This is a genomic window from Cupriavidus pauculus (assembly GCF_022179805.1).
Taxonomy (GTDB): domain Bacteria; phylum Pseudomonadota; class Gammaproteobacteria; order Burkholderiales; family Burkholderiaceae; genus Cupriavidus; species Cupriavidus pauculus_E.
The window spans coordinates 491,152-511,272 of sequence record NZ_BPUO01000003.1 but is presented as its reverse complement, the minus strand read 5'-3'; the positions used below and the strand labels follow the sequence as shown (position 1 = coordinate 511,272).

16 protein-coding genes are annotated in these 20,121 nt (G+C 69.2%); 15 read left to right on the top strand and 1 reads right to left on the bottom strand.

Annotated elements, in window-relative coordinates; all coding sequences use genetic code 11:
• Positions 1-38 precede the first annotated feature (38 nt).
• Positions 39-1,367 carry a collagen-like triple helix repeat-containing protein gene (locus MFF62_RS08505; RefSeq protein ID WP_238262092.1) on the bottom strand — a complete coding sequence of 443 codons (1,329 nt, stop codon included), beginning with the start codon at positions 1,365-1,367 and terminating at the stop codon, positions 39-41.
• Between the two features lie 602 nt (positions 1,368-1,969).
• On the opposite strand from MFF62_RS08505, the gene MFF62_RS08500 reads away from it, so the two are divergent.
• The 15 genes from MFF62_RS08500 (at position 1,970) to MFF62_RS08430 (ending at position 20,000) form a co-directional block, all read left to right on the top strand.
• Positions 1,970-3,133: a collagen-like triple helix repeat-containing protein gene (locus MFF62_RS08500; RefSeq protein ID WP_238262088.1), complete on the top strand. Its 1,164-nt coding sequence runs from the start codon at positions 1,970-1,972 to the stop codon at positions 3,131-3,133.
• Positions 3,134-3,560: 427 nt separating this feature from the next.
• The gene (locus MFF62_RS08495) at positions 3,561-3,752 is read left to right on the top strand and encodes a Flp family type IVb pilin (protein WP_238262084.1); all 192 of its coding nucleotides are present in this window, start codon (positions 3,561-3,563) and stop codon (positions 3,750-3,752) included.
• A gap of 309 nt (positions 3,753-4,061) precedes the next feature.
• On the top strand, positions 4,062-4,523 hold the full coding sequence (locus tag MFF62_RS08490) for a TadE family protein (protein WP_238262082.1): 462 nt from the start codon (positions 4,062-4,064) through the stop codon (positions 4,521-4,523).
• A gap of 6 nt (positions 4,524-4,529) precedes the next feature.
• A complete protein-coding gene (gene cpaB / locus MFF62_RS08485) occupies positions 4,530-5,480 on the top strand; it encodes a Flp pilus assembly protein CpaB (RefSeq protein WP_238262080.1) in 951 nt (316 codons plus the stop codon).
• Positions 5,480-6,880, top strand: a complete 1,401-nt coding sequence (locus MFF62_RS08480; protein ID WP_404990704.1) for a type II and III secretion system protein family protein — start codon at positions 5,480-5,482, stop codon at positions 6,878-6,880. The genes cpaB and MFF62_RS08480 overlap by 1 nt, the downstream gene beginning before the upstream one ends.
• A gap of 28 nt (positions 6,881-6,908) precedes the next feature.
• Entirely contained in the window at positions 6,909-8,129 is a 1,221-nt protein-coding gene (locus MFF62_RS08475; RefSeq protein WP_238262076.1) for a pilus assembly protein, read from the top strand.
• 1 nt (position 8,130) lies between these two features.
• The gene (locus MFF62_RS08470) at positions 8,131-9,447 is read left to right on the top strand and encodes a TadA family conjugal transfer-associated ATPase (protein WP_238262075.1); all 1,317 of its coding nucleotides are present in this window, start codon (positions 8,131-8,133) and stop codon (positions 9,445-9,447) included.
• Positions 9,437-10,366, top strand: coding sequence for a type II secretion system F family protein (locus MFF62_RS08465; protein ID WP_238262073.1), 930 nt, complete (start codon positions 9,437-9,439; stop codon positions 10,364-10,366). Before MFF62_RS08470 ends, MFF62_RS08465 begins: the two co-directional genes overlap by 11 nt.
• Before the next feature lie 19 nt (positions 10,367-10,385).
• Complete coding sequence (locus MFF62_RS08460) at positions 10,386-11,480, top strand: type II secretion system F family protein (RefSeq protein WP_238262071.1); 1,095 nt, start codon at positions 10,386-10,388, stop codon at positions 11,478-11,480.
• 2 nt (positions 11,481-11,482) lie between these two features.
• Positions 11,483-12,289 carry a tetratricopeptide repeat protein gene (locus tag MFF62_RS08455; protein WP_238262070.1) on the top strand — a complete coding sequence of 269 codons (807 nt, stop codon included), beginning with the start codon at positions 11,483-11,485 and terminating at the stop codon, positions 12,287-12,289.
• Positions 12,286-12,615 carry a DUF3613 domain-containing protein gene (locus tag MFF62_RS08450; RefSeq protein WP_238262068.1) on the top strand — a complete coding sequence of 110 codons (330 nt, stop codon included), beginning with the start codon at positions 12,286-12,288 and terminating at the stop codon, positions 12,613-12,615. Before MFF62_RS08455 ends, MFF62_RS08450 begins: the two co-directional genes overlap by 4 nt.
• Before the next feature lie 5 nt (positions 12,616-12,620).
• Positions 12,621-14,339 (top strand): TadG family pilus assembly protein, encoded by a 1,719-nt coding sequence (locus MFF62_RS08445; protein WP_238262066.1) that lies wholly within the window; start codon positions 12,621-12,623, stop codon positions 14,337-14,339.
• Between the two features lie 14 nt (positions 14,340-14,353).
• Complete coding sequence (locus tag MFF62_RS08440; RefSeq protein WP_238262064.1) at positions 14,354-15,718, top strand: sigma 54-interacting transcriptional regulator; 1,365 nt, start codon at positions 14,354-14,356, stop codon at positions 15,716-15,718.
• A gap of 86 nt (positions 15,719-15,804) precedes the next feature.
• Entirely contained in the window at positions 15,805-16,950 is a 1,146-nt protein-coding gene (locus MFF62_RS08435; RefSeq protein ID WP_238262063.1) for an exonuclease SbcCD subunit D, read from the top strand.
• Positions 16,947-20,000 carry an AAA family ATPase gene (locus tag MFF62_RS08430; protein ID WP_238262061.1) on the top strand — a complete coding sequence of 1,018 codons (3,054 nt, stop codon included), beginning with the start codon at positions 16,947-16,949 and terminating at the stop codon, positions 19,998-20,000. Before MFF62_RS08435 ends, MFF62_RS08430 begins: the two co-directional genes overlap by 4 nt.
• The last annotated feature ends 121 nt before the right edge of the window (positions 20,001-20,121 follow it).

Below are 20,121 nucleotides of genomic sequence, written 5' to 3'. Positions count from 1 at the left end.
ACGCTTTGCTTGGTTGGGGCACTGCGCGCCCCGTGGTCTTACTTCTTGCCGCCGAGTGCGCCGCCCAGACCGCCCAGGCCACCCACGACGCCGCCCACCAGCCCGCCGACCACGCCGGTCACCGGCGCCAGCGGATTGGCGGGCTTGGTGCCCGTGCCGCCCGAGGTGCCGCCGCTGGCCGGAGCGTTGCCGCCGGTGAGTCCGGCGACGACGGCCGTCACGGGCGCCAACGGGCTGGCACTGCCGCCGGTGGCGCTGGTCAGGCCGCTGGTCACGCCGCTCACGAGTCCGGCGACAGGGGCCAGCGGACTGGCCGCGCCACCTGCGCCGCCCGTCGCACCCGTGAGGCCGCCGGTCAGCCCGCCAACCAGGTTGGTGATCGGTGCCAGCGGGCTCGCGCCGGCAGCACCGACGGCCGGGCCGTTCACCACGCCGCCGATGGCGGCCACGGTGTTGCCTGTGCCGGAGACGATGCCGCCCACGCCGGACACCACCGGCGTGTTGGTGGCGGTGAGCTGCGAGCCGGCCGTGGCCAGTGCGCCGCCCACGGTCGCCAGCAGGTTGTTGACGGGCGCGCCCAGCCCCGTTGCGGCGCCGAGCGTTTGCGTGCCGTTGGTCAGCGTGGATGTCAGCGGCACGATGGCCTTGCTGACACTCGACGTGAGCTGTTCCACCGGACCAGTGGAAAGCGCGGTGCCCAGCTTGTCGCCGACGATGTTGACCGCGCCGCCCACTTGCGACACCACGCCGCCCAACGGCGTGGTCACGGCCGCGAGCGGTGCCAGCGGGCCGCTGCCCAGACCGCTGACCGCGCTGCCGGCGTTGGTCACGGCATTGCCGAGTTGGCTGACCACCCCGCCGGTGCTGGCCACGGTGGTACCCAGCGGATTCGTGGCATTGGGCATATTGCCCAGACCCGATTGCACGCCCGCGCCGAGCACGCTCACTGCGTCGCCCACCGAACTCACCACGCCAGCCAGGCCGTCCTTGGTCTGCGCCGACACCACCGGTACGTTGGCGTCCTTGATGGCATCGCCCACACCGCTGACGGTATTGCCGACGCCGCCGACGATGCCGCCGGCGTTGTTGACGATGGCGCTGGTGGGCGTCAGCGCGGTGGTGGTGCCGCCGCCGTTGTTGTTGCCGCCACCGCCGCCGTTGTTGGTGCCACCGTTGTTGGCGGTGTCCGTGCCGCCGCCAGTGCCGCCACCCGTGGTGGCCGTGTTGCTCGATCCGCCGGAGCTGCCAGTGCCGCTGGTGCCCATCGACGTGGAACCGCTGCCGCTGGCGCAGCCGGCCAGTACCAGCAATGACCCGAGCAGTGCGGTGACGCAGAGTTGGCGAGCGATCTGTTGTGGGTTGCGCATGACCTTTTCCTTTTTCCGAGTTTTCCCGTCGAAGTTCACGGCGCGCTTTGTGTTTGTTCGTGTAGTGCGCTGCGTGCCGCGTCTGGCTTCTATTGCGCAAACGGTGTGCCAGTGGCTGGGGCCGTGCTCGGCCATGCCATGCGAAAGCGGGGGACGTGGCGCGCAAACGCATGTGGCACAAGGGTTTGCGGCTGGCGGATCAAACGCGCGCCTGAAGCGCACGGCGGCGTTGCGCGCCGCGTCGGGCGTTACGCGTTACGTAACGCCCGGTGACATGCGGGGAACGATCGCCCCATTCGCGTTGGCCAGTGGCGGCCGTGGGCTGTAACGCGCACCGGGGAACACGTTACGTAGCACGTAACAACGGTACGCCGCCGCACACGCGGCATCGGCAGGCGCTGCGCGCGGCCTGCAAAGCCTTGCCCCGCAAGGCTTTGCAGGCAGGTGGGCGCGGTGTATGGCGTGCGTATCGAACATGCGATTGAGGCTGGCACACGGCTTGCGCCATAGCCCCGCAGCCACGCCAGACCTACACGTTGCCAACGCGGACAGAGCAGGTGGCGCCAGTGGACCCACACAGAACATTGACAGGAGATCAGGACATGAACGCAATCAAGCCGACGCGCCCGTTCAACACGATGGCGATCGCCTGCGCCGCCGCCGTTGCCTTGCTGGCGGGCTGCGCATCGGGCGGCTCCGGCGGTGGCTCAAGCCCCACCACACCCTCCACGCCGACCAACCCTGGCACCACCAATCCGCAACCCACGGCAGAGACCACGCCCACCGGCAAGGTCGCGGAAAGCGCGGGCAATACCGTGGTGGCCACCGGCAACGCGGTCAGTGAAATCGGGCAGCAGATCAAGGACACCAGCCTGCCGCTGGTGCCGACCACGGCGAAGAACGCCACCGGCGACGTCGTGATCGAAACGGGCAAGACCGTGCAGACGCTGGGCGTTGGCGTACGCGATGGTCTGGGGCAGATCGGTGCTGTCGACAATCCCGTCGGTGTGACCGTCGCCAGCACGGGCAACGTCGTTACGCAGGCTGGCGTGACCGTCGTCAGCGCGGGCGATCTCGTCAAGGCAGTGGGCAGCGATCAACTGTCGGCACTGTCACCGCTGACCAATCCGGCCGGCGGGCTCGTGCAGACCGTGGGACAGGGCGTGATGACGGTGGGCGGCAAGCTTGGCGAAGCGCTTGGCACCGGGCCGGTCGCGCAACTGACCGACAGCACGAGCAAGGTCATCGTGCCGCTGACCACGCAGCTCACCAATGCCACGCAGACCGTGGGCGCGGCCACGGGCCTGGGCGTGCCGGTGGACAACCTGCTCACCAAGCTCGGCAATACCGTGGCCACCACGGGCAGCATGATCGCCAACACCAATACGCCGATCGTGTCGCCGCTGGGCGGCGTGGTCAACGAAACAGGCAAGACCGTGGCGGCGGCGGGCGTGCTGCTCAACGGCAATGGCAGCGCCGCCGGCAATCCGCTTGGCGGCCTGCTCAACAACCTGCCGCTCAATGGCGCCGGAGGCTCGGCGGGCGGCAGCAATCCGCTTGCGCCGGTGACGGGCCTGCTGGGCTCGGTCGGTGGCGCCGCAGGTGGCGGCACCTCGGGCGGCGCCAATCCGCTGGCTCCGGTGACGGGCCTGCTCAACACGGTCACCACGGGACTGACCAGCGCGGCTGGTGGTGGCACTTCCGGCAACACCAGCAGTCCGCTGGCGCCGGTAACCGGCTTGCTTGGCGGACTCGCACGCCATTGATCTGAAACCAACGCGGAAGACGTCGGGACTTTCCCTGTCATCCGCTCCGTCTACTTTACGGTGCGCTGTCGTCCTTACCCCGCGCGGCGCATCCTTTTATTTCGTGCTGTGCGGCCGCCTTGCTTGAGAAATGCAGGGCGCCGCACGGCACGCTTGCGTTTGTTGCGCGCATCTAAATAATTCGTACCGACTCGTACCGATAGCCAATGCCCTGCCGCGTTGTTTGAAACATCTGTCCTACTTTAAGCTGGGACAACCATAGCTCGAACGGGGGGTATGGTTGAGACATGGCATGTCTTATAAATGTTTCACCAGCGCCAAAAACACAATAAACGCCACGGGTAACCCGCAAGGCGGCACACAAGGATGGGGTCAGGAAGTACCGCTGGGCCATCCACGCAGGGGTCACGCAAATTCGGGAGTCATCATGCAAAAGCAACTGGCGCGCCATCTCAAAACACAACGCGGTGCCACCGCGATCGAATACGGCCTGATCGTCGGCCTTGTTGCCCTGGCCATCGTGGTCGGTGCGCAGGCACTCGGCAAAGGCATCAGCGACGGCTTCACGGATCTCGCCAAGAGCGTCTCGACGATGTTCGCCAAGAACAGCGGCACCTGACGCTTACCCGTAGCTCTTCACCAGAACTTCGCAGGACCAACCAGAAACGCGCCGGCGTACGCGCCGGCCGTGGGGCAGCGTTCGCGCTCGTCCCGCGCATGAGCAGAAGTGGCAGTAATGCACTGGCTGCGGGCAACACACGGACGGCCAGGCAAGAAGAGTAAGAGTGGCACAAGTCGCGGCAATGTAGTTCGGGATGCCCCTGGCGGGGCGCACCGCCGCCGGTGCCGGCAGCAATGCCGGCACCGGGCGGGTGGTGACGCGCGTCGTCCACGCGATGGGCGAAACAGCTGACTGACCGGGTAAGGCATGGGATTCAGGAAGAACGCGAACGGACGCCGCGCAAGCGGTGTGGCCGCGATCGAGTTCGCGATAGTGTTTCCGCTGCTGTTCGCAGTGGTGATCGGCATCGTCTACTACGGTACGGTGCTGGCGCTGCAACAGGTGCTGACGCTCGCCGCCCAAGAGGGCGCGCGGGCTGCCTTGCGTTATCCGCTCGCATCGAATGGCGGCACGCTGTCCACCACGCTGGACCTGCGCGTCTCCGCTGCCGACCAGGCCGCACGCAGCACGCTGCCCACCAGCATCGCCGGCCAGGTAGGCAGTGGCTCGCTGGCCCAGGCCGTCGCCTGCTCCGCGCCGGCCGGAGCCCAGTGCGTGCGCGTCACGCTCCAGATGTCCACGCAAAACATCCTGCCAACGGTGCCGTTCGTACCGATGCCCGCCACGCTGACCGGCGCCGCCGTGGTCCAGCTATCTCCCGACACCTGAGGCCACATGAGCAGCAAACAGATTCGTATCCTCGCCGTCGTCCTGCTTGTGCTGGCCGGACTGCTGGCGCTGATGGCATGGCAGGTGGCGCGCACGCACGCCGTGCCGATCCCTCATGCCAAGACTGCACCCACGCACGCCGTGGTGGTGACCACGCGCGCGGTGGAGGCCGGCAAGCCGCTGACGGCCGATGCGCTCGCAGTCATGGAGCTGCCGATCGAACCGTCCGGCGCCTACCAGGACGCGGCGCGCGTGGTGGGCCAGGTGCCGGTGGTCAACCTCGGTGTCAACGTGCCAGTGCTCGAAGGGCAATTGCTCTCGGGACTGGCGCGTCAGATTCCCGATGGCGACCGCGCCTTGGCCGTGGCGGTGGACGAAGTGGTCGGCGTCGGCCATCAGGTACAGCCCGGCGACTTTGTCGATGTGTTTGTGATCCTGCGCCGCGACAACCAGGAAATTGCCGAAAGCCAGTCGCGCCTGCTGCTGTCGCACCTGCGCGTGCTGGCGTATGGCGTGGGCAGCGTCAACGATTCGCGCAAGGTGCAGGGCGAACAGATGATGGCGCGCCGCGAAGGCGCCAAGACGGCAGTGCTGTCGGTGCCCGTGGAACAAGTGGGCAAGCTGGCCATGGCGCAGCAGGCCGGGCGCCTGGTGCTGGCGCTGCGCAACCCGTCCGATGCGTCGATGCCCAGCGAAGGCATGTTCGCTGATGCGCCCGCCGTGCTGCAGGCGCGCGCGGGTGTGCCGCCCGAAGCGCAGCGCGCGCCGATGGACCGGGCCGCCGCGGGCGTGAGCCTGAACGGGCTGGTTGGTGGCGCCGCGCCACGCCTGACCGCGGCTCCCGCACTCCGTGCCATCGCACCGGCAGCGCCAGCCGCGCCGGTGGCGCGACATGAATCCTCCAACAACGACAACGGCGTGGAAGTGATCCGCGCCGGCAAGCGAGCGACCGAATGATGGACGGCAGGCCAGGACTCAAGACCGCCCGTATGCGGCAGTGGAATCGCCAGCTCGCCACCGTGGCGCTGATGGCCATGGCGGCCGCATGGCTCGCGACGACGCGGCCAGTGGCCGCGCAGGAGACTGCAGCCCCGGCAAGCGCTCGCACGTTGCGTCTGCTGGCTGGCGCGCAGCAGGAAATCCGGCCCGGTCAGGCACTGGAGCGTGTGGCGGTGGGCAACCCCGCCGTCGCCGATGCGCTGCTGCTCAAGCAGCGGAGCGGCCCGCCCACCGTGCTGGTGGTAGCGAAGAAGCCGGGCGTGACCGACCTGATGATCTGGAGCCGCAACGTGGCACCGGTGACCTACGCGGTGCAGGTGGATGCGGTGGCGCCGGAGGCCGATGGCGCCAAGGTGGAGCTGTCGGCAGCGGGTGCCACGATTCGCGGCGAATCGGCCGATGCCGGCGCGGCGGCGCGCGCGCGGCAGGCTGCGCAGGCAGCGGTGAGCGGTGCCGACGGCAAGGGCGGCGGCGTGGTGGTGGATCGGTCCGTGGTGCCGGTATCGAACACGGTGCAGGTAGACGTCAAGGTCGTGGAAATCAGCAAGACCGTGCTCAAGGAAGTGGGGCTCAACTTCGTCAAGAGCAGCGGCGGCTTCACGTTTGGCCAGTTCAGCCCGGCGTCGCTGACCAAGGTATCGGGCGGGTCGACGCCCACGTTCGACGGTTTGCTGCCGATGGGTAGCGCGTTCAACCTGGTGGCGGCGTGGGCCAAGGAGGGCATCTTCGCCAACCTGAGCCTGCTGGAAAGCAACGGGCTGGTCCGTGTGCTGGCGGAGCCGAGCCTTGTGGCGTTGTCGGGCCAGAGCGCGAGCTTCCTGGCGGGCGGCGAGATCCCGATTCCAGTGCCGCAGGCGCTGGGCACCACGACCATCCAGTTCAAGCCGTTCGGCATTGGGCTGACCGTGTCACCCACGGTGCTGTCGAAGGACCGCATCGCGCTCAAGGTGGCGCCCGAGGCCAGCGACCTTGATCCGTCGCGCGGCATCACCCTGAACGGCGCGGCGGTGCCGGCCATCGTCACGCGGCGCGCCGACACCACGGTGGAGCTGGGCGACGGCGAGAGCTTCGTGATTGGCGGGCTGGTCAGCCGCAACACGGTCAGCAACGTGAGCAAGATCCCGTTCCTGGGCGACCTGCCGATCCTGGGCAGCTTCTTCAAGAACCTGAATTTCCACCAGGAAGACCGCGAGCTGATGATCGTTGTCACGCCACGCCTGGTCAAGCCGCTGGCCCGCGATTCGCAGGCCGTGGCGAACGTGGCCAACGACGGCCGCACGGCTGCCAGCCCCAATGTCTGGGGACGCTTCGTGCTGGGCGAATACGCGGACCCCACGCTGCCCGGATTCTCGCGGTAGCCCGGCCAAAGACAAGAGAGTCAAGACATTGGATGCCTTCCTGTTGAACACCACGCGCGAGAACCTGCGGCAATGGCTGGGGCACGCGCTCGGCGACATCGGCACGCTGGTGACGGAAGCGGGCGCGCAGGAGGTGTTTGTCGAGCGCATCGGCGACCTGCGCCCTGGGCTGGTCTTCCTGGACTTCTCGGCGCCGCAGGCCGAGGCGTCGGCACGGCTGGCCGAACAGGTGGCGCGGCTGTTCCCGCAACTGCCGCTGGTGGCGGTGGGCAACGCCGCCGAGCCGGCCGCGATGCTGGCTGCCCTGCGCGCGGGGGTGCGCGACTTCATCGACCTGCGCGGCGCGCCCGAGCAGGCCACCAACGCCGTGCGGCGACTGATGGTGCCGCGCGCGCAGGTACGCGCCGTGGCGCCGCTGCACCGGCACGGCAAGATCGTCGCGCTGCTGGGCGCGCGCCAGGGCGTGGGCGTCACAAGCCTGGCGGTCAACCTAGCCGCCACGGTGCGGCAGCGCGAGGACGCCGAGGTGCTGCTGCTGGACCTGGGCCTGCCCGCGCGCGACGGCGCGCTGCATATGAACATCGCGCCCGAATTCCATTTCGTCGAAGCCGTGCGCAACCTGCGCCGCTTCGACCAGGTGTTCGTGGACACCGCGCTGGCACGCCACGCTAACGGCGTGGCGGTGCTGCCGCTGCCGGCCACGCTGTCGGAACTGCGCGACGTGTCATTTTCCGATGCGCTCGCGCTGATGGAGCGCCTGCGCGCGTTCTTCGACCTGCAGGTGATCGACCTGGGCGGATTTTCCAATGCGGAGTTCATGTCGCAGATCGTCAAGGCCGCCGATGCCGTGGCGCTGGTGACCGAACAGAGCGTGGGCGCCATCGTGTCGGCCACGGAAGTCGTGCAGGAACTGAAGCGGCGCGAGATCGAACGGGCGGACCTGCACCTGCTGATATCGCGATTCGATGCCGAGCTGAATGTCGATACGGCGCAGATTGCCGAGCGCATCGGCGTGGCATCGGTCGGCACGCTGCCCGACCGGCGCGCGGCGCTGGTGCAGGCCGCCAATCGCGGCGCGGTGCTGGCCGACGACGTACCGGCCGACCCCTACGTGCGCGCGGTGGGCGCGCTGATGGAACGACTGGGATACCGCGTGGGACAGACGTCCGAACGTGGCGTCCTGGCCCGGATCAAGGAGAAGCTGCCCGGCGCGCTGCGGATGGCACGCACTGCGCGGGCGGAGGACTGACATGACCGAAGCAATCGAATTCTCGGACAACACCGCCGCCCCCTTTCCTGTCTCGCAGGAATTCCACAAGATCAAGGAGGCCGCGCACGAACACCTGCTGACGCGCATCGAGGAGCTTGGCGCCGAGTTCGGCCGCTGGTCGCGCACCGCCATCCAGCGCTTTGTCGACCTGGAGCTCGAAAGCTTCACGCGCCTGCGCCGCATCCCGATCAACGAGGCCGAACTGCGCCAGATGTCCGAGGCGCTGACCAAGGAACTGGCGGGCTTTGGGCCGATCGAGGACCTGCTGCACGACGTGGCCGTGGAAGACATCCTCGTGAACGGACACCTCGACGTCTACGTGTCGCGCCACGGGGTGCTGGAACGCATTCCGGTGCGATTCGCCGACAACGGCCACCTGCTGCGCATCGTGCGCCGCATCCTGGCGCCGATTGGCCGGCGCCTGGACGAATCGAATCCGATGGTGGACGCGCGCCTGCCCGACGGCGGCCGCATCAACGTGATCATCCCGCCGCTGGCGCTGGCTGGCCCCGTGGTGTCGATCCGCAAGTTCCGCAAGGACCCGCTGACGCCGCTGGACCTGCAGGCGCTGGGCACCATGAGCCCCGAGATCACGGAGCTGCTGGAGGCAGCGGTGCGCGCGCGCTGCAACATCCTGGTCAGTGGCGGCACCAGTTCGGGCAAGACGTCGCTGCTCAACGCGCTGGCCACGTTCATGCCATCCGGCGAACGCGTGATCACGATCGAGGACACCGCCGAACTGGCGCTGAACCATCCGCACGTGGTGCGACTGGAAAGCCGGCCCGGCGGTTTCGAGGGCACCGGCACGGTGACCATCCGCGACCTGCTGCGCAACAGCCTGCGCATGCGGCCGGACCGCATCATCGTGGGCGAAGTGCGCGGCGGCGAAGTGCTGGAGATGCTGCAGGCCATGAGCACGGGGCATGACGGCTCGATGGGTACCATCCACGCCAGCAGCCCGCGCGAATGCCTGTACCGGCTGGAGATGCTGGCCGGCTTTGCCGGCTTCCAGGGCAGCGAGGTGAGCCTGCGTCGGCAGATCGCCAATGCCGTGGACTTCATCGTGCAGATCGGGCGGCTTTCCAACGGGCGGCGGCGCATCCTGTCGATTACCGAGGTCACGGGCCTGGGCGACAACATCATCTCCACGCAGGAGCTGTATCGCCACGAGGCGGTGCCCAATGCCGATGGCACCGAGGGCGACCGCTGGCTGTCGCTCGGCATCCTGCCGCATTCGCCCAAGCTGGCGCGCATGCGTCCGGCCAACTTTGCCCTGGACGACCGCTTTGACCTCTAGCGCCAGCCTCTTCATTGCCGCCGTTGCGCTGATCCTGCTGGGGCTGGGACTGCTGATGCTGGCCACCGCGCGCGGCCGTGCCGATGCCGAAACCGCGCGCGCGCATCTGGCCGCGCAGACGGACCAGGTGCGCGCGCGCTATGCGCCAGCCGCAGAGCCGGAGCCCGAGGGTACCGCGCGCGACCTGCGCCGGCGCTGGGCCGACCTGCTGCGGCGCGCCGACATGACGCCCACGCGCGGCACCTACCTGCGCTGGGGCCTGCCCGTGCTGTGCCTGGTGCTGGCTGGCGCGGCGGCCGGGGGATGGATCGGCGCTGCGGCGATGCTGGTGATAGGCGTGGCGCTGGCCGCGTTCCTGCTGTGGGTGCGCATCGGCCGGCTCAGGGAAAAGATGCTGCGCCAGTTGCCGGGATTTCTCGATGGCGTGGTGCGGCTGATGACAATCGGCAGCAGCGTGCCGGCCGCGTTCCAGAATTCGGTGGCCAACACCGAGCCGCCGCTGCGCCAGTGCCTGGTGCGCGTGATCCACCTGCAGCGCGCGGGCAAGGAACTGGACCAGGCGGTGCTGCAGATGGGCCGCGCCTATAAGCTCGATGAACTGGTCATCGTGTCGTCGGTGCTGCGGCTGTCGCAGCGCTACGGCGGCCGCGCCGACGTGGTGATGGAGCGCACCGCCACGTTCATGCGCGACCACGAGGAAGCGCAGCGCGAACTGATGGCGCTGTCGGCCGAGACGCGGCTGTCGGCATGGGTGTTGGGCCTGCTGCCGCTGGTGGTGGCGGCGGGGCTGTTCACGATCAATGCCGGCTACGTGATGCTGATGTGGAAGGACCCGGCCGGCCGCTCGATGCTGATTGGCGCCGCCCTGCTGGAAGTGGTGGGCGTGCTGCTGCTGTACCGGCTGGCCAAATCCATCTAGGAGACGACCAGCGATGCCCATGGACGTGATCACCCTGGTTACCGCAAGCCTGCTGGCAGCCTCCATGGCGCTGCTGGCGCTGGCGTGGCCGCTGGTGCGGCAATGGCAGCACCGGCGCGCGGCCACGCGCACGCTGGACGCCGCGCTGCAGCGCGCGCACGACGCCTCGGCGGCCGGGCAGCCGTCGCCCGCCGCAGTGCCCCCGGTGCCAGCCACGGCGGGCGGGCCGCAGATGTCGGCTCGCGCCGCTGCTGCTGCGGCCGCGCTGCCGCAGGCGTCCGCACAATCGGCGCAAACGGCGGCCACGGCGCGCGCCACGCCCGCCACGCTGGGCGGCAGGATCGAGGTTGCCTTTGGCGAACGCTTCAACCAGCGCTGGCTGGAGTCGCGGCTGGGCCGTGCCGTGGTCACTGCCGAGGAACAGCAACTGCTGGAGCGGTGCGGCTTCTACGGTGTGCAGGCGCGCGCGGTCTTTGGCGGCCTGCGTCTGCTGGTGCCGGCCGTACTGGCGGCCGGCGCGCTTATCTTGAATCTCGACGCCTCGGCGACGCTGATGCTGACGTGGACCTTTGCCACGTTCGCGGTGGCCTTCCTGCTGACGAAGCTGGTCCTGAAGCGCTGGGCCGGCAACCGCCTGCGGCAGGTGGCCGAGGAGCTGCCGGTGCTGATCGACATGCTTCGGCTGCTGCAGGGCGTGGGCCTGTCGATCGACCAGAGCCTGCAGGTCATCGTCGTGGAGTTCGGCACCATGCTGCGCGTGCTGGGGCCGGAGCTGCAGCGCGCCAACCAGCAGTTCGCGTCGGGACGCTCGCGCGAGCAGACGCTGCAGCGCATCGGCAAGCTGTTCGACGACGAGGACCTGAAGGGCCTGATCACGCTGCTGACGCAGGTGGACAAGCACGGCGGCGCGGTGCAGGAGCCGCTGCGGCAGTTTGGCGAGCGGCTGCAGGTCGCGCGCAAGGCGCGCATGAAGGACAAGATCGGCAGGCTCACGGTCAAGATGACCGGCGTGATGGTGGTGAGCCTGCTGCCCGTGCTGCTGATCCTGACCGCTGGCCCGGGGTTCCTGGGCGTGATCCGGATGCTGGCACGCATGAAGGGAGGACACGGATGACGATGCAATCGAAGCGCCTGCCGCTGCTGGCAGTGGTGGCCGCCATGGTGGGCCTGGGCGGCTGCGCCAGCACGCCGAACAGCGCCGAGGCCATGGCGCGGCAGGCGGACGCGCAGATCGAGCTGGCCAAGCTGCAGGACAAATCGGCACGCGCCGAATACAACGACCAGAACGTCTACCTGGGCCTGATCGGCAAGATGCAGCAGGAAGGCATGTACTACGCGTCGCTGGCTCACATCGATGCGTTCCAGCAGCGCTACGGCAACAGCACCGCGCTGCAGGTGCTGCGCGCCGACGCGCTGCGCGAGACCGGCCAGGACGACGCGGCGCTGCAGGCCTATCGCGACCTGCTGAACACCGACCGCGCGGCCCGCGCGCGGCACGGCATCGGCCTGGTGCTGGGCCGCCAGGGGGACTTCATACGCGCGGCCGCCGAATTGCGCCAGGCGTCCACGCTCGATCCGGTCAACGCGCAGGTGGCCAACGACCTGGGCTACGCGCTGATGCGCGGCGGTGCGTTGCAGGAGGCGCGCGTGCCCGTGATGCAGGCGCTGGAACTCGATGCGAACAACCCGCGCGTGGTCAGCAATGCCGTGGTGTGGATGCTGGCGTCGGGCAAGCGCGCCGATGCCACAGCGATGATGCAGCGCGCCGCGATGCCCGACGCCACGCGCGCCGCCATCCGCAAGGAAGCCGACCGTGTGGCCCGCGCCTCGCAACTGCGCGACAAGGCCGCACCGCGTGGCAATGCTGCCCAGAATCTTGCCGCCACGCAGGCCGTGGCGCTCAACGCAGGAGCCAGGCCATGAGGCAACTCAAACTCGGACTGATCGCCGCCGTGCTGGCGACAGGGGTGTGCATCATCGCGCCGGTGATGGCGCAGCCGGCAGTCGCACCGCTGCCCGTGCGGCCCAACGACGTGCCCGTGGGTGACACCACGCGCAGTCTGCTCGACATCCAGCGCAACGGGTCGCAGGCCGGCCCGATGCTGCCGCTGACCGGCGAGCAGGCCACGCTCGGCTACGCGCGCTACATGCAGAGCTTCACCCATCCGCTGCCGCAGTTCTTCACGACGATGGCCACCGGCAGCCCGCTGCGCGGTGGGGCCGGCAGCCAGTCGATGAACGGACAGTAGCCACCATGCCGCGTCGGCCCGACCTTCATCGCCAGCGGGGCGCCATCAGCGTGATGGCGGCCGTGCTCATTGCCACCGTGGCCATTGGCGCCATGGTGTCGATCGATGTCGGGTACGTGTTCTACAGCCAGCGCCAGTTGCAGAAGGCGGTGGACCTGGCGGCGCTGTCAGGCGCCCAGCAGTTGAAGCGCGCCGACGACCTGTCCGCCACCACGGCCAACGTGATGGCATCGGTCACGGCGGCCGCCAGCCAGAACGGCTACGGCCCGGCGGTCAGCCCCGACTGCAGTGAAGCGGCGACGGGTGCCGCCGATGGCATGCGCGCGTGCTTGGGGCTGTGGGACCCGGGCGATCCCGACAACGGCGACAGCGTGCGCCATTTCAACGCCGCCTACAGCGCGGCAACGGTGGCGCCCAACGCGGTGCGCGTGCAGGGCACGCTGACGGTGCCGCTGATGTTCGTGCTGCCCGGCGGCGCGTCGCGGCAGTTGCGCGCGGAGGCCATTGCATCGGGTAGCCCGCCCGTGGCGTCGTTCACGCTCGGCAGCGGCGTGCTCGATTTCAATACGGCCAACAGCATCCTGAGCCGGCTGCTCGGCAATACGATCCAGCTATCGGCCGCGGACTGGAGCGGGCTGGTCGGCGCCAACATCACGCTGGGCGACCTGCTGAAGCTGAGGACCGACGTGGGCACCGTCGACCAGTTGCTGAACACGTCGCTGTCGATCCGCGAGTTCTACGCGCTGGTGCTGCAGGCGGCCGGCAAGTCGTCGCTGCTCAATGCAGTGCTCGGTACCCCGGGCGCGGAGGTGGGCATCAGCGGCATCGATACGCGCCTGACGCTCTCGCAACTGTTGGACCTGGGTGTGCTGACGCCCGCCGCATCGTCGGCGGCCGAGGTGGCGCTGAACGTGGCGTCGCTGCTGACCACGGCCGCGTATATCGCGCCGGGCACCAACGGCGTCACGCTCGACGGCCTGAACCTGAACCTTGGCATTGCCTCCGCCACGGGGCGGCTGTACGTGATCGAGCCGCCCAAGGTAGCCGTCGGCCCGGCGCGCCGGCTTGCCGATGGCACGTGGCGCACCACCGCATCGACGGCGCAGATCGGCCTGAAGCTGGCGGTCGGGGCCGAACTGCCTCTGGTCGTCGCCAACGCGAAACTGAACCTGCCGCTGTGGCTGACCGTGGGCACCGCCAAGGGCGACCTGACGGCACTGCAATGCGCGGCCACGCCGGCACAGCGCCGCGCCACCGTCAATGTGTCGACTGGCGTGGTGCAGGCGTGCCTGGCCGGCGCGGGCACGTCCTGTGCGCCGGCGGGCGTACCCGTGGACCTGATCGCGGTGTCGCTGCTGGGCAGCAATGTGGTGGCCACCCGCGTGCGCGGCGTGCCGGCAAGCCCGACAACGGCCGGTGGTAGCGCCGGATCGAACATCGAGCTGGCGCCAGGCGGCCATGCCACCACGTCGGCCCGTAATCCACTCGGCGATGCGGTGAGCGGGCTGCTGAGCGGGATCAACCCGCAACTGAGCGTGAGAATTGCCGCGCTGGATATCGCGTCGATCGACGCGGGCGCCATCCTGCAGCCGTTCCTGGCGCCCGTGGGGCTGCTGCTCGACTCGCTGACGGGGGTGCTGCTGAACGCGCTGGGCATCAGCATTGCCAACGCCGATGTCTGGCTCAACGGCGTTGACTGCAATAACGCCGAACTTGTGTATTGATTGTGTGAACCATCATGAAAGCAGAGCGCTGGGCTTATGAGAGCCTTGAAGTCTATGTGTGGGAAGGTCAGTACGAGATTGCCGACCGGGTGGCGCGCTTCCTTGCGCCGCTGGGGGCCGAGGTGATACGTGCCGGCGCGCTCGATGCGCTGCCGAACGAGTCGCGCGTGAAGCCGTGCGTGGCCGTGATCAGCGCGTCGGCGATCGGCTCGGCCAAGTTCACGCTGGACTGGGAAGCCGCACACGGCATGCCGGTGATCTGGGTAGGCGCGCCCGACCGCGAAGCCGATCCGGGGCGCTTTCCAACCGAGTACGCGCATATACTGCCGCACGATTTCAATGGCGCGGACCTGCGCAACCAGATCGCCAAGCTGATGCCGCAACTGCTGGCGGCGGGCGAGGCCCGTCCCGACGTGGCGGACCTCGTGGCCGGATCGACGGCGATGCGCGAGCTGCTGGAGCAGGTGAACACGTTTGCCGGCTTCGACAGCAACGTGATGCTGTATGGCGAGACTGGTGCGGGCAAGGAACGCATCGCGCGGCTGTTCCACGAGCGCAATGGCCACTACGGCAAGGGGCCGTTCGTGGCCGTGAACTGCGGCGCGATTCCCGACGGGCTGTTCGAGTCGCAGTTCTTCGGGCATGCCAAGGGCGCCTTCACCGGCGCCATGTTCGCGCACCGGGGGTTCTTCGAACAGGCCACGGGGGGCACGCTGTTCCTCGATGAAATCGGCGACCTGCCGCTGTTCCAGCAAGTGAAGCTGTTGCGCGTGCTGGAAGAGAACGCGCTGACGCGGCTGGGGTCGACCATGGCGGTCAAGCTCGACTTCCGGCTGGTGGCGGCCACCAACAAGGACCTGCGCGAAGCAGTGCGCGAGGGCCGCTTTCGCGCCGACCTGTATTTCCGGCTGGCCGTGATCGAGTTGCGCATCCCGAGCCTGGAAGATCGCGGAGCTGGCGACAAGGTGGGCCTGCTGCAATCGTTCCTGCGCCACATGATCGGCGCGGCTGCCTACGACGCGCTGCCGCTGATGCCGGACTGGCTCAAAGGGGCGGTGGGCACCGCGTTCTTCATCGGCAACGTGCGCGAACTGCGCAACCTGGCCGAGCGGGTGGGCATTACCGTGCAGCAGATCGGCGGCTGGGACGAGGAGCGGATCCGGCCGCTGTTCCGGGGCCTGCGCCCCGGCGCATTCGACGGCACGGAGCGCGCCGACCCGCGTGGCGACGCCGAGGAACGCCGGCGCATCATCGCCGCGCTCGATGCCAACGGCTGGCGGCGCCAGGATACGGCCAGCTGCCTGGGCATCAGCCGCAAGGTGCTGTGGGAAAAGATGCGCAAATTCCAGATCGCCGATAGCGAAGCGGAGCCCGTCTGAGCGCCGCCAGAAGGGGCGGTGACGTTATGATGCGGGACCGCACGGCAACGCCGTGCTTCACGCGCCACCGCGCCCAAGGACCCGAATTGCGTTTTCTTCACACCGCCGACTGGCATCTCGGTCGGCTTTTCCATGCCCGCAGCCTGCTCGAAGACCAGACGCACGTGCTCGACCAGTTCGTGGCACTGGTGCGCGACGTGCGCCCGGACGCCGTGCTGATTGCGGGAGATGTGTACGACCGGGCGGTGCCGCCGCCCGAAGCCGTGGCGTTGCTGGACGACGTGCTGGCGCGCATCGTGGTGGAAGCCGGCGTGCCGGTGGTGATGATCGCGGGTAACCACGACAGCGCGCAGCGGCTGGACTTTGGCGCGCGCCTGCTGTCCGCGCGCGGCCTGCACGTGGCCGGGCGCACCGGGCCGGAACCGGCCTGCGTGACGCTGCACGACGCCCATGGCGAAGTGCGCATCTACGCGCTGCCCTATGCGGAGCCGGCCGTGGTGCGCGATGCGCTGGGCGTTGACCTGTCATCGCACGAGGCGGCGCTGGGTGCCCAGCTCGACGCGATCCGCGCCAGCCACCCGGCGGGCGTGCGCGCCGTGGCGGTGGGACATGCCTTCGTGGTGGGGGGCGCCGTCAGCGAATCGGAGCGGCCGCTGTCTGTGGGCGGCAGCGGCGCCGTGGCGGCGGAGCTGTTCCACGGCTTCGATTTCGTCGCGCTGGGCCACCTGCACCGGCCGCAGACCATCGGCGGCCGGGTCCATTACTCGGGGTCGCTGCTCAAGTATTCGCTGTCGGAAGCCGATCACCTCAAGACCGTGTCGCTGATCGATATGGACGAAAAGGGCGCAGTGCGCATCGAGCAGATCGCCTTGCGGCCGCAGCGCGACCTGCGCATCCTGACGGGCGAGCTGGCCCAGCTGGTGGAGGCGGGCGCCGCCGATCCCGGCCGCGACGACTATGTCTATGCAGTACTGACCGACGAGGGCGCGCTGCTGGACCCGATGGCACGGCTGCGCGAGGCGTATCCCAATGCGCTGGCGATCGAGCGGGCCATCCTGGCCCGCAGCGGGCAGGCCGGCGAGACCGGCCGCCGCATGCGCGAACTGGACACGGGCAGTCTGTTTGCAAATTTCTTCCGCGAGGTGGCTGACGCGGACCTGGACGGCGACCAACGCCGGGCACTCGACCACATTCTGGCCGGCATGGAGGCTGCGGAAAGGGAATCGGCATGAAACCGCTGTACCTGAAGTTGCAGGCTTTCGGCCCGTTCGCCGCCACCGAGACCATCGATTTCACCAGGCTCGGCGACCAGGCATTCTTCCTGATCCACGGTCCCACGGGCGCGGGCAAGACCACGCTGCTCGATGCCATCTGCTTTGCGCTCTACGGTGACACGTCGGGCGGCGAGCGCAGCGCGCAGGACATGCGCAGCGCCAATGCCGATGCCGCCCTGCGCACCGAGGTCACGCTCGAATTCGGCCTGGGGTCGATGCACTACCGCGTCACGCGATCTCCCACGCAGGACCGCCCCAGCCAGCGCGGGGCGGGCGGCTTCGTCAAGGAAGCCGCCAAGGCGCAACTTGACGTGATGCTCGACGGGACCTGGAAGAGCCACGCCAGCCAGCCCAATCGCGTCGGCGACGCGGTGCGCGACCTGCTTGGTTTCGACAGCGCGCAGTTCCGGCAGGTCATCGTGCTGCCCCAGGGCCGCTTTCGCGAACTGCTGACCGCCGATTCCCGCGCACGCCAGAGCATTCTGGAGCGGCTGTTCCACACCGAGCTGTACCGGCGCGTGGAGGAACAGCTCAAGGAGCAGGCCGCCGGCATCCGGCGCGAGGCCGAGGAAATCGCGCTGCGCCGCAAGACGCTGCTGGAGCAATACCAGTTGGCATCGACCGACGCCATGGCCGAGCGCATCGACGCGCTGCAGGCCACGCTGACCGAACTGCTGCGCCGCGAGGACGTGGCGCGCGCCGCCAGCGAGGCCGCGCAGGCGTCGCTGCGCAAGGGCGAACTCGAACACACCCAGATCAAGGCATGGCGCGAGGCCGAGGGCGCGCACGCGGTGCTGTCGGCCAGGGTGACCACGGTCGAGGCCGACCGTGCCCGGCTGCAGGCTGCGCGGCGTGCCGCGACGGTGGCACCGGCCGTCCAGTACCTGCAGGCGGCGCGGCAGGATCGCGACGCCGCATGCGTGGTTCAGGCCCAGGCCGAGACGGCAGCCACGCGCGCCGTGCAATCGGCCGAGGCCGCCGCCAGCGTGCTGCGCGCGGAGCAGTGCCGCCAGGACGTGCGGGCGGCCGCGCAACGCACGGTGACCCGGCTGGAACACCTGCTGCCGCAGGCCCGCAAGTTCGGTGTGCTGCGCAATGGCGTGGCACAGGCCGGCACCACGCTGGCCATGGCGCAGGCCGCCTGCGTGGCGAAGATCGACGCATTGCAGGCCGGCACCACCGCGCTCAAGGCCATGGAAGCCGATTTCGAGCAGGCGCGGCAAGCTGCCGCCGGCCTGCAGGCGCTGCAACTGCGGCTGGAACAGGCGCGCGAACGCGCGGCACGCATCACACGCTGCCGGCAGATCGAAGCGGAACTGGTGCCGCTGCGCCGGGCACTCGACACAAGCGAGGCTGCCAGGCGCGGCGCCACCGAGGCCCGCGATGCCGCCCGCGCCGCCGTGCGCCAGGCCGAGGTGGACTGGCGCCACGGGCAGGCCGCGCGCCTGGCGGGTGGCCTGAAGCGCGGTGAGTCGTGCCCGGTCTGTGGCGGCAAGGATCACCCCGCGCTGGCGCAGCAGGCGCTGGCGCTGGTTAGTGATGACGACCTCGACGCCGCGCGCCTGGCGCTGCAACGCGCCGAGGATGCGCTGGCCGAAGCGAGTGCGGCGCATCAGCAGGCGCAAGCCAGCGTCACCCAGTGGCAGGCACGGTTGGCCGATCTGGCCGAGGCGGCGGGCGATGTGTCTCCGGAGGCCGCCCAGGCCATGGAGGCCGAAATCGCCGCGCTCGCTACACAAGCCACGCAAGCCGGACAGGCCACGCAGCGTGCCGACGCATTGGCGGCGCGCATTGCACAGGCACGCGCTGCATGCGAGGCCGCCGAGGCGTCTGCGCAAGGCGCCGACCAGGCCGTTCGCGTGGCCGCGCATGAGCATGCACGGCTTGATGGCGAATGGCGGGCCGCGTGCGAGCAGGTACCCGAGGATTCGCGCGACCCCGACGCAATGACGTCTGCGCTGGAAGCGGCGCGGCGCGAAGCCGGTGCGCTGGAGGCCGCGCTGCAGGTGGCGCAGGCCGCCGAGCGCGATGCGGTGGCGTTGCAGGCGGCCACGGCCGCCGCGCTGGCGTCGGCACGCGACAACGTGGCCCAGGCCAATGCCCGCGCCACGGAGCGCGAAGCCGCGCTGGCCACCGCCATGGCCACGGCCGCATTCGACGATGCCGACACGTACCAGGCGGCCTGGCTGAGCGCCGAGGACACGGCGGCACTGGACGACGCCATCCGCGCGTTCGATGTGGAACTGGCGCGCGCCGCCGAATGGCGCACGCGCACGGCGGCCATCGCGCAGGCGCTGCAGGAGCCCGACCTGCCCGCGCTGCTGGCCACGCGCGGCGACACCGCGGTGAAGCTCGAAGCCGCGATCCGCGAGCGCAGCGAACTGGCGGCCGCGCGCGATGCGCTGCTGCAATGCAAGGGACAGGTGGAGTCGCTGGCCGCCGAGGGCCGCGAGGTGGAAACGCGCTACGCGGTGCTGGGCCGGCTGTCGGAAGTGGCGAACGGTAACAATCCGCGCCGCATGACGTTCCAGCGGTTCGTGCTGGCCACGTTGCTCGACGAGGTGCTGGAGGCCGCGTCGCTGCGGCTGCTGCGCATGAGCCGGGGCCGCTACGCGCTGCAGCGTGTGCGCGGGCAGGGCGACCAGCGCATGGCCGGCGGGCTGGATCTTGAGGTGTTCGACCACGATACCGGCGCCACGCGCCCGGCCAACACGCTCTCCGGTGGCGAAGGCTTTCTCGCGTCGCTATCCTTGGCGTTGGGGCTGGCCGATGTGGTGCAGTCGCGCGCGGGCGGCATCCAGCTCGATACGCTGTTCGTGGACGAAGGCTTTGGCACGCTCGATCCGGAAAGCCTAGACTTTGCGATCCGCACGCTGCTGGATTTGCAGCAGGCCGGGCGCCTGGTTGGGATCATTTCGCATGTGTCGGAACTGCGCGAGCGCATCGACGTGCGGCTCGAGGTACGCCCCGGCTTAAGTGGCAGCCAGGCGGTGCTGCGCCTGCCCTGATGTTGCAGCGCAAAACATCACTTGTCCGATTATCGCCCCCGGCGCGCAGTCCCTTATTGCCGTGTCCCGGGGGCGGGGTGTAACCTTTGTTCATTCTGCGAATTGGAGTTCGTATAGCGAA

Excerpts from the sequence above, each read along its gene's own strand:
- MFF62_RS08505 (WP_238262092.1), bottom strand. The coding sequence starts at position 1,367 with ATGCGCAACCCACAACAGATCGCTCGCCAACTCTGCGTCACCGCACTG.
- MFF62_RS08500 (WP_238262088.1), top strand. The coding sequence starts at position 1,970 with ATGAACGCAATCAAGCCGACGCGCCCGTTCAACACGATGGCGATCGCC.
- MFF62_RS08495 (WP_238262084.1), top strand. The coding sequence starts at position 3,561 with ATGCAAAAGCAACTGGCGCGCCATCTCAAAACACAACGCGGTGCCACC.
- MFF62_RS08490 (WP_238262082.1), top strand. The coding sequence starts at position 4,062 with ATGGGATTCAGGAAGAACGCGAACGGACGCCGCGCAAGCGGTGTGGCC.
- cpaB (WP_238262080.1), top strand. The coding sequence starts at position 4,530 with ATGAGCAGCAAACAGATTCGTATCCTCGCCGTCGTCCTGCTTGTGCTG.
- MFF62_RS08480 (WP_404990704.1), top strand. The coding sequence starts at position 5,480 with ATGGACGGCAGGCCAGGACTCAAGACCGCCCGTATGCGGCAGTGGAAT.
- MFF62_RS08470 (WP_238262075.1), top strand. The coding sequence starts at position 8,131 with ATGACCGAAGCAATCGAATTCTCGGACAACACCGCCGCCCCCTTTCCT.
- MFF62_RS08460 (WP_238262071.1), top strand. The coding sequence starts at position 10,386 with ATGGACGTGATCACCCTGGTTACCGCAAGCCTGCTGGCAGCCTCCATG.
- MFF62_RS08455 (WP_238262070.1), top strand. The coding sequence starts at position 11,483 with ATGCAATCGAAGCGCCTGCCGCTGCTGGCAGTGGTGGCCGCCATGGTG.
- MFF62_RS08450 (WP_238262068.1), top strand. The coding sequence starts at position 12,286 with ATGAGGCAACTCAAACTCGGACTGATCGCCGCCGTGCTGGCGACAGGG.
- MFF62_RS08445 (WP_238262066.1), top strand. The coding sequence starts at position 12,621 with ATGCCGCGTCGGCCCGACCTTCATCGCCAGCGGGGCGCCATCAGCGTG.
- MFF62_RS08440 (WP_238262064.1), top strand. The coding sequence starts at position 14,354 with ATGAAAGCAGAGCGCTGGGCTTATGAGAGCCTTGAAGTCTATGTGTGG.
- MFF62_RS08430 (WP_238262061.1), top strand. The coding sequence starts at position 16,947 with ATGAAACCGCTGTACCTGAAGTTGCAGGCTTTCGGCCCGTTCGCCGCC.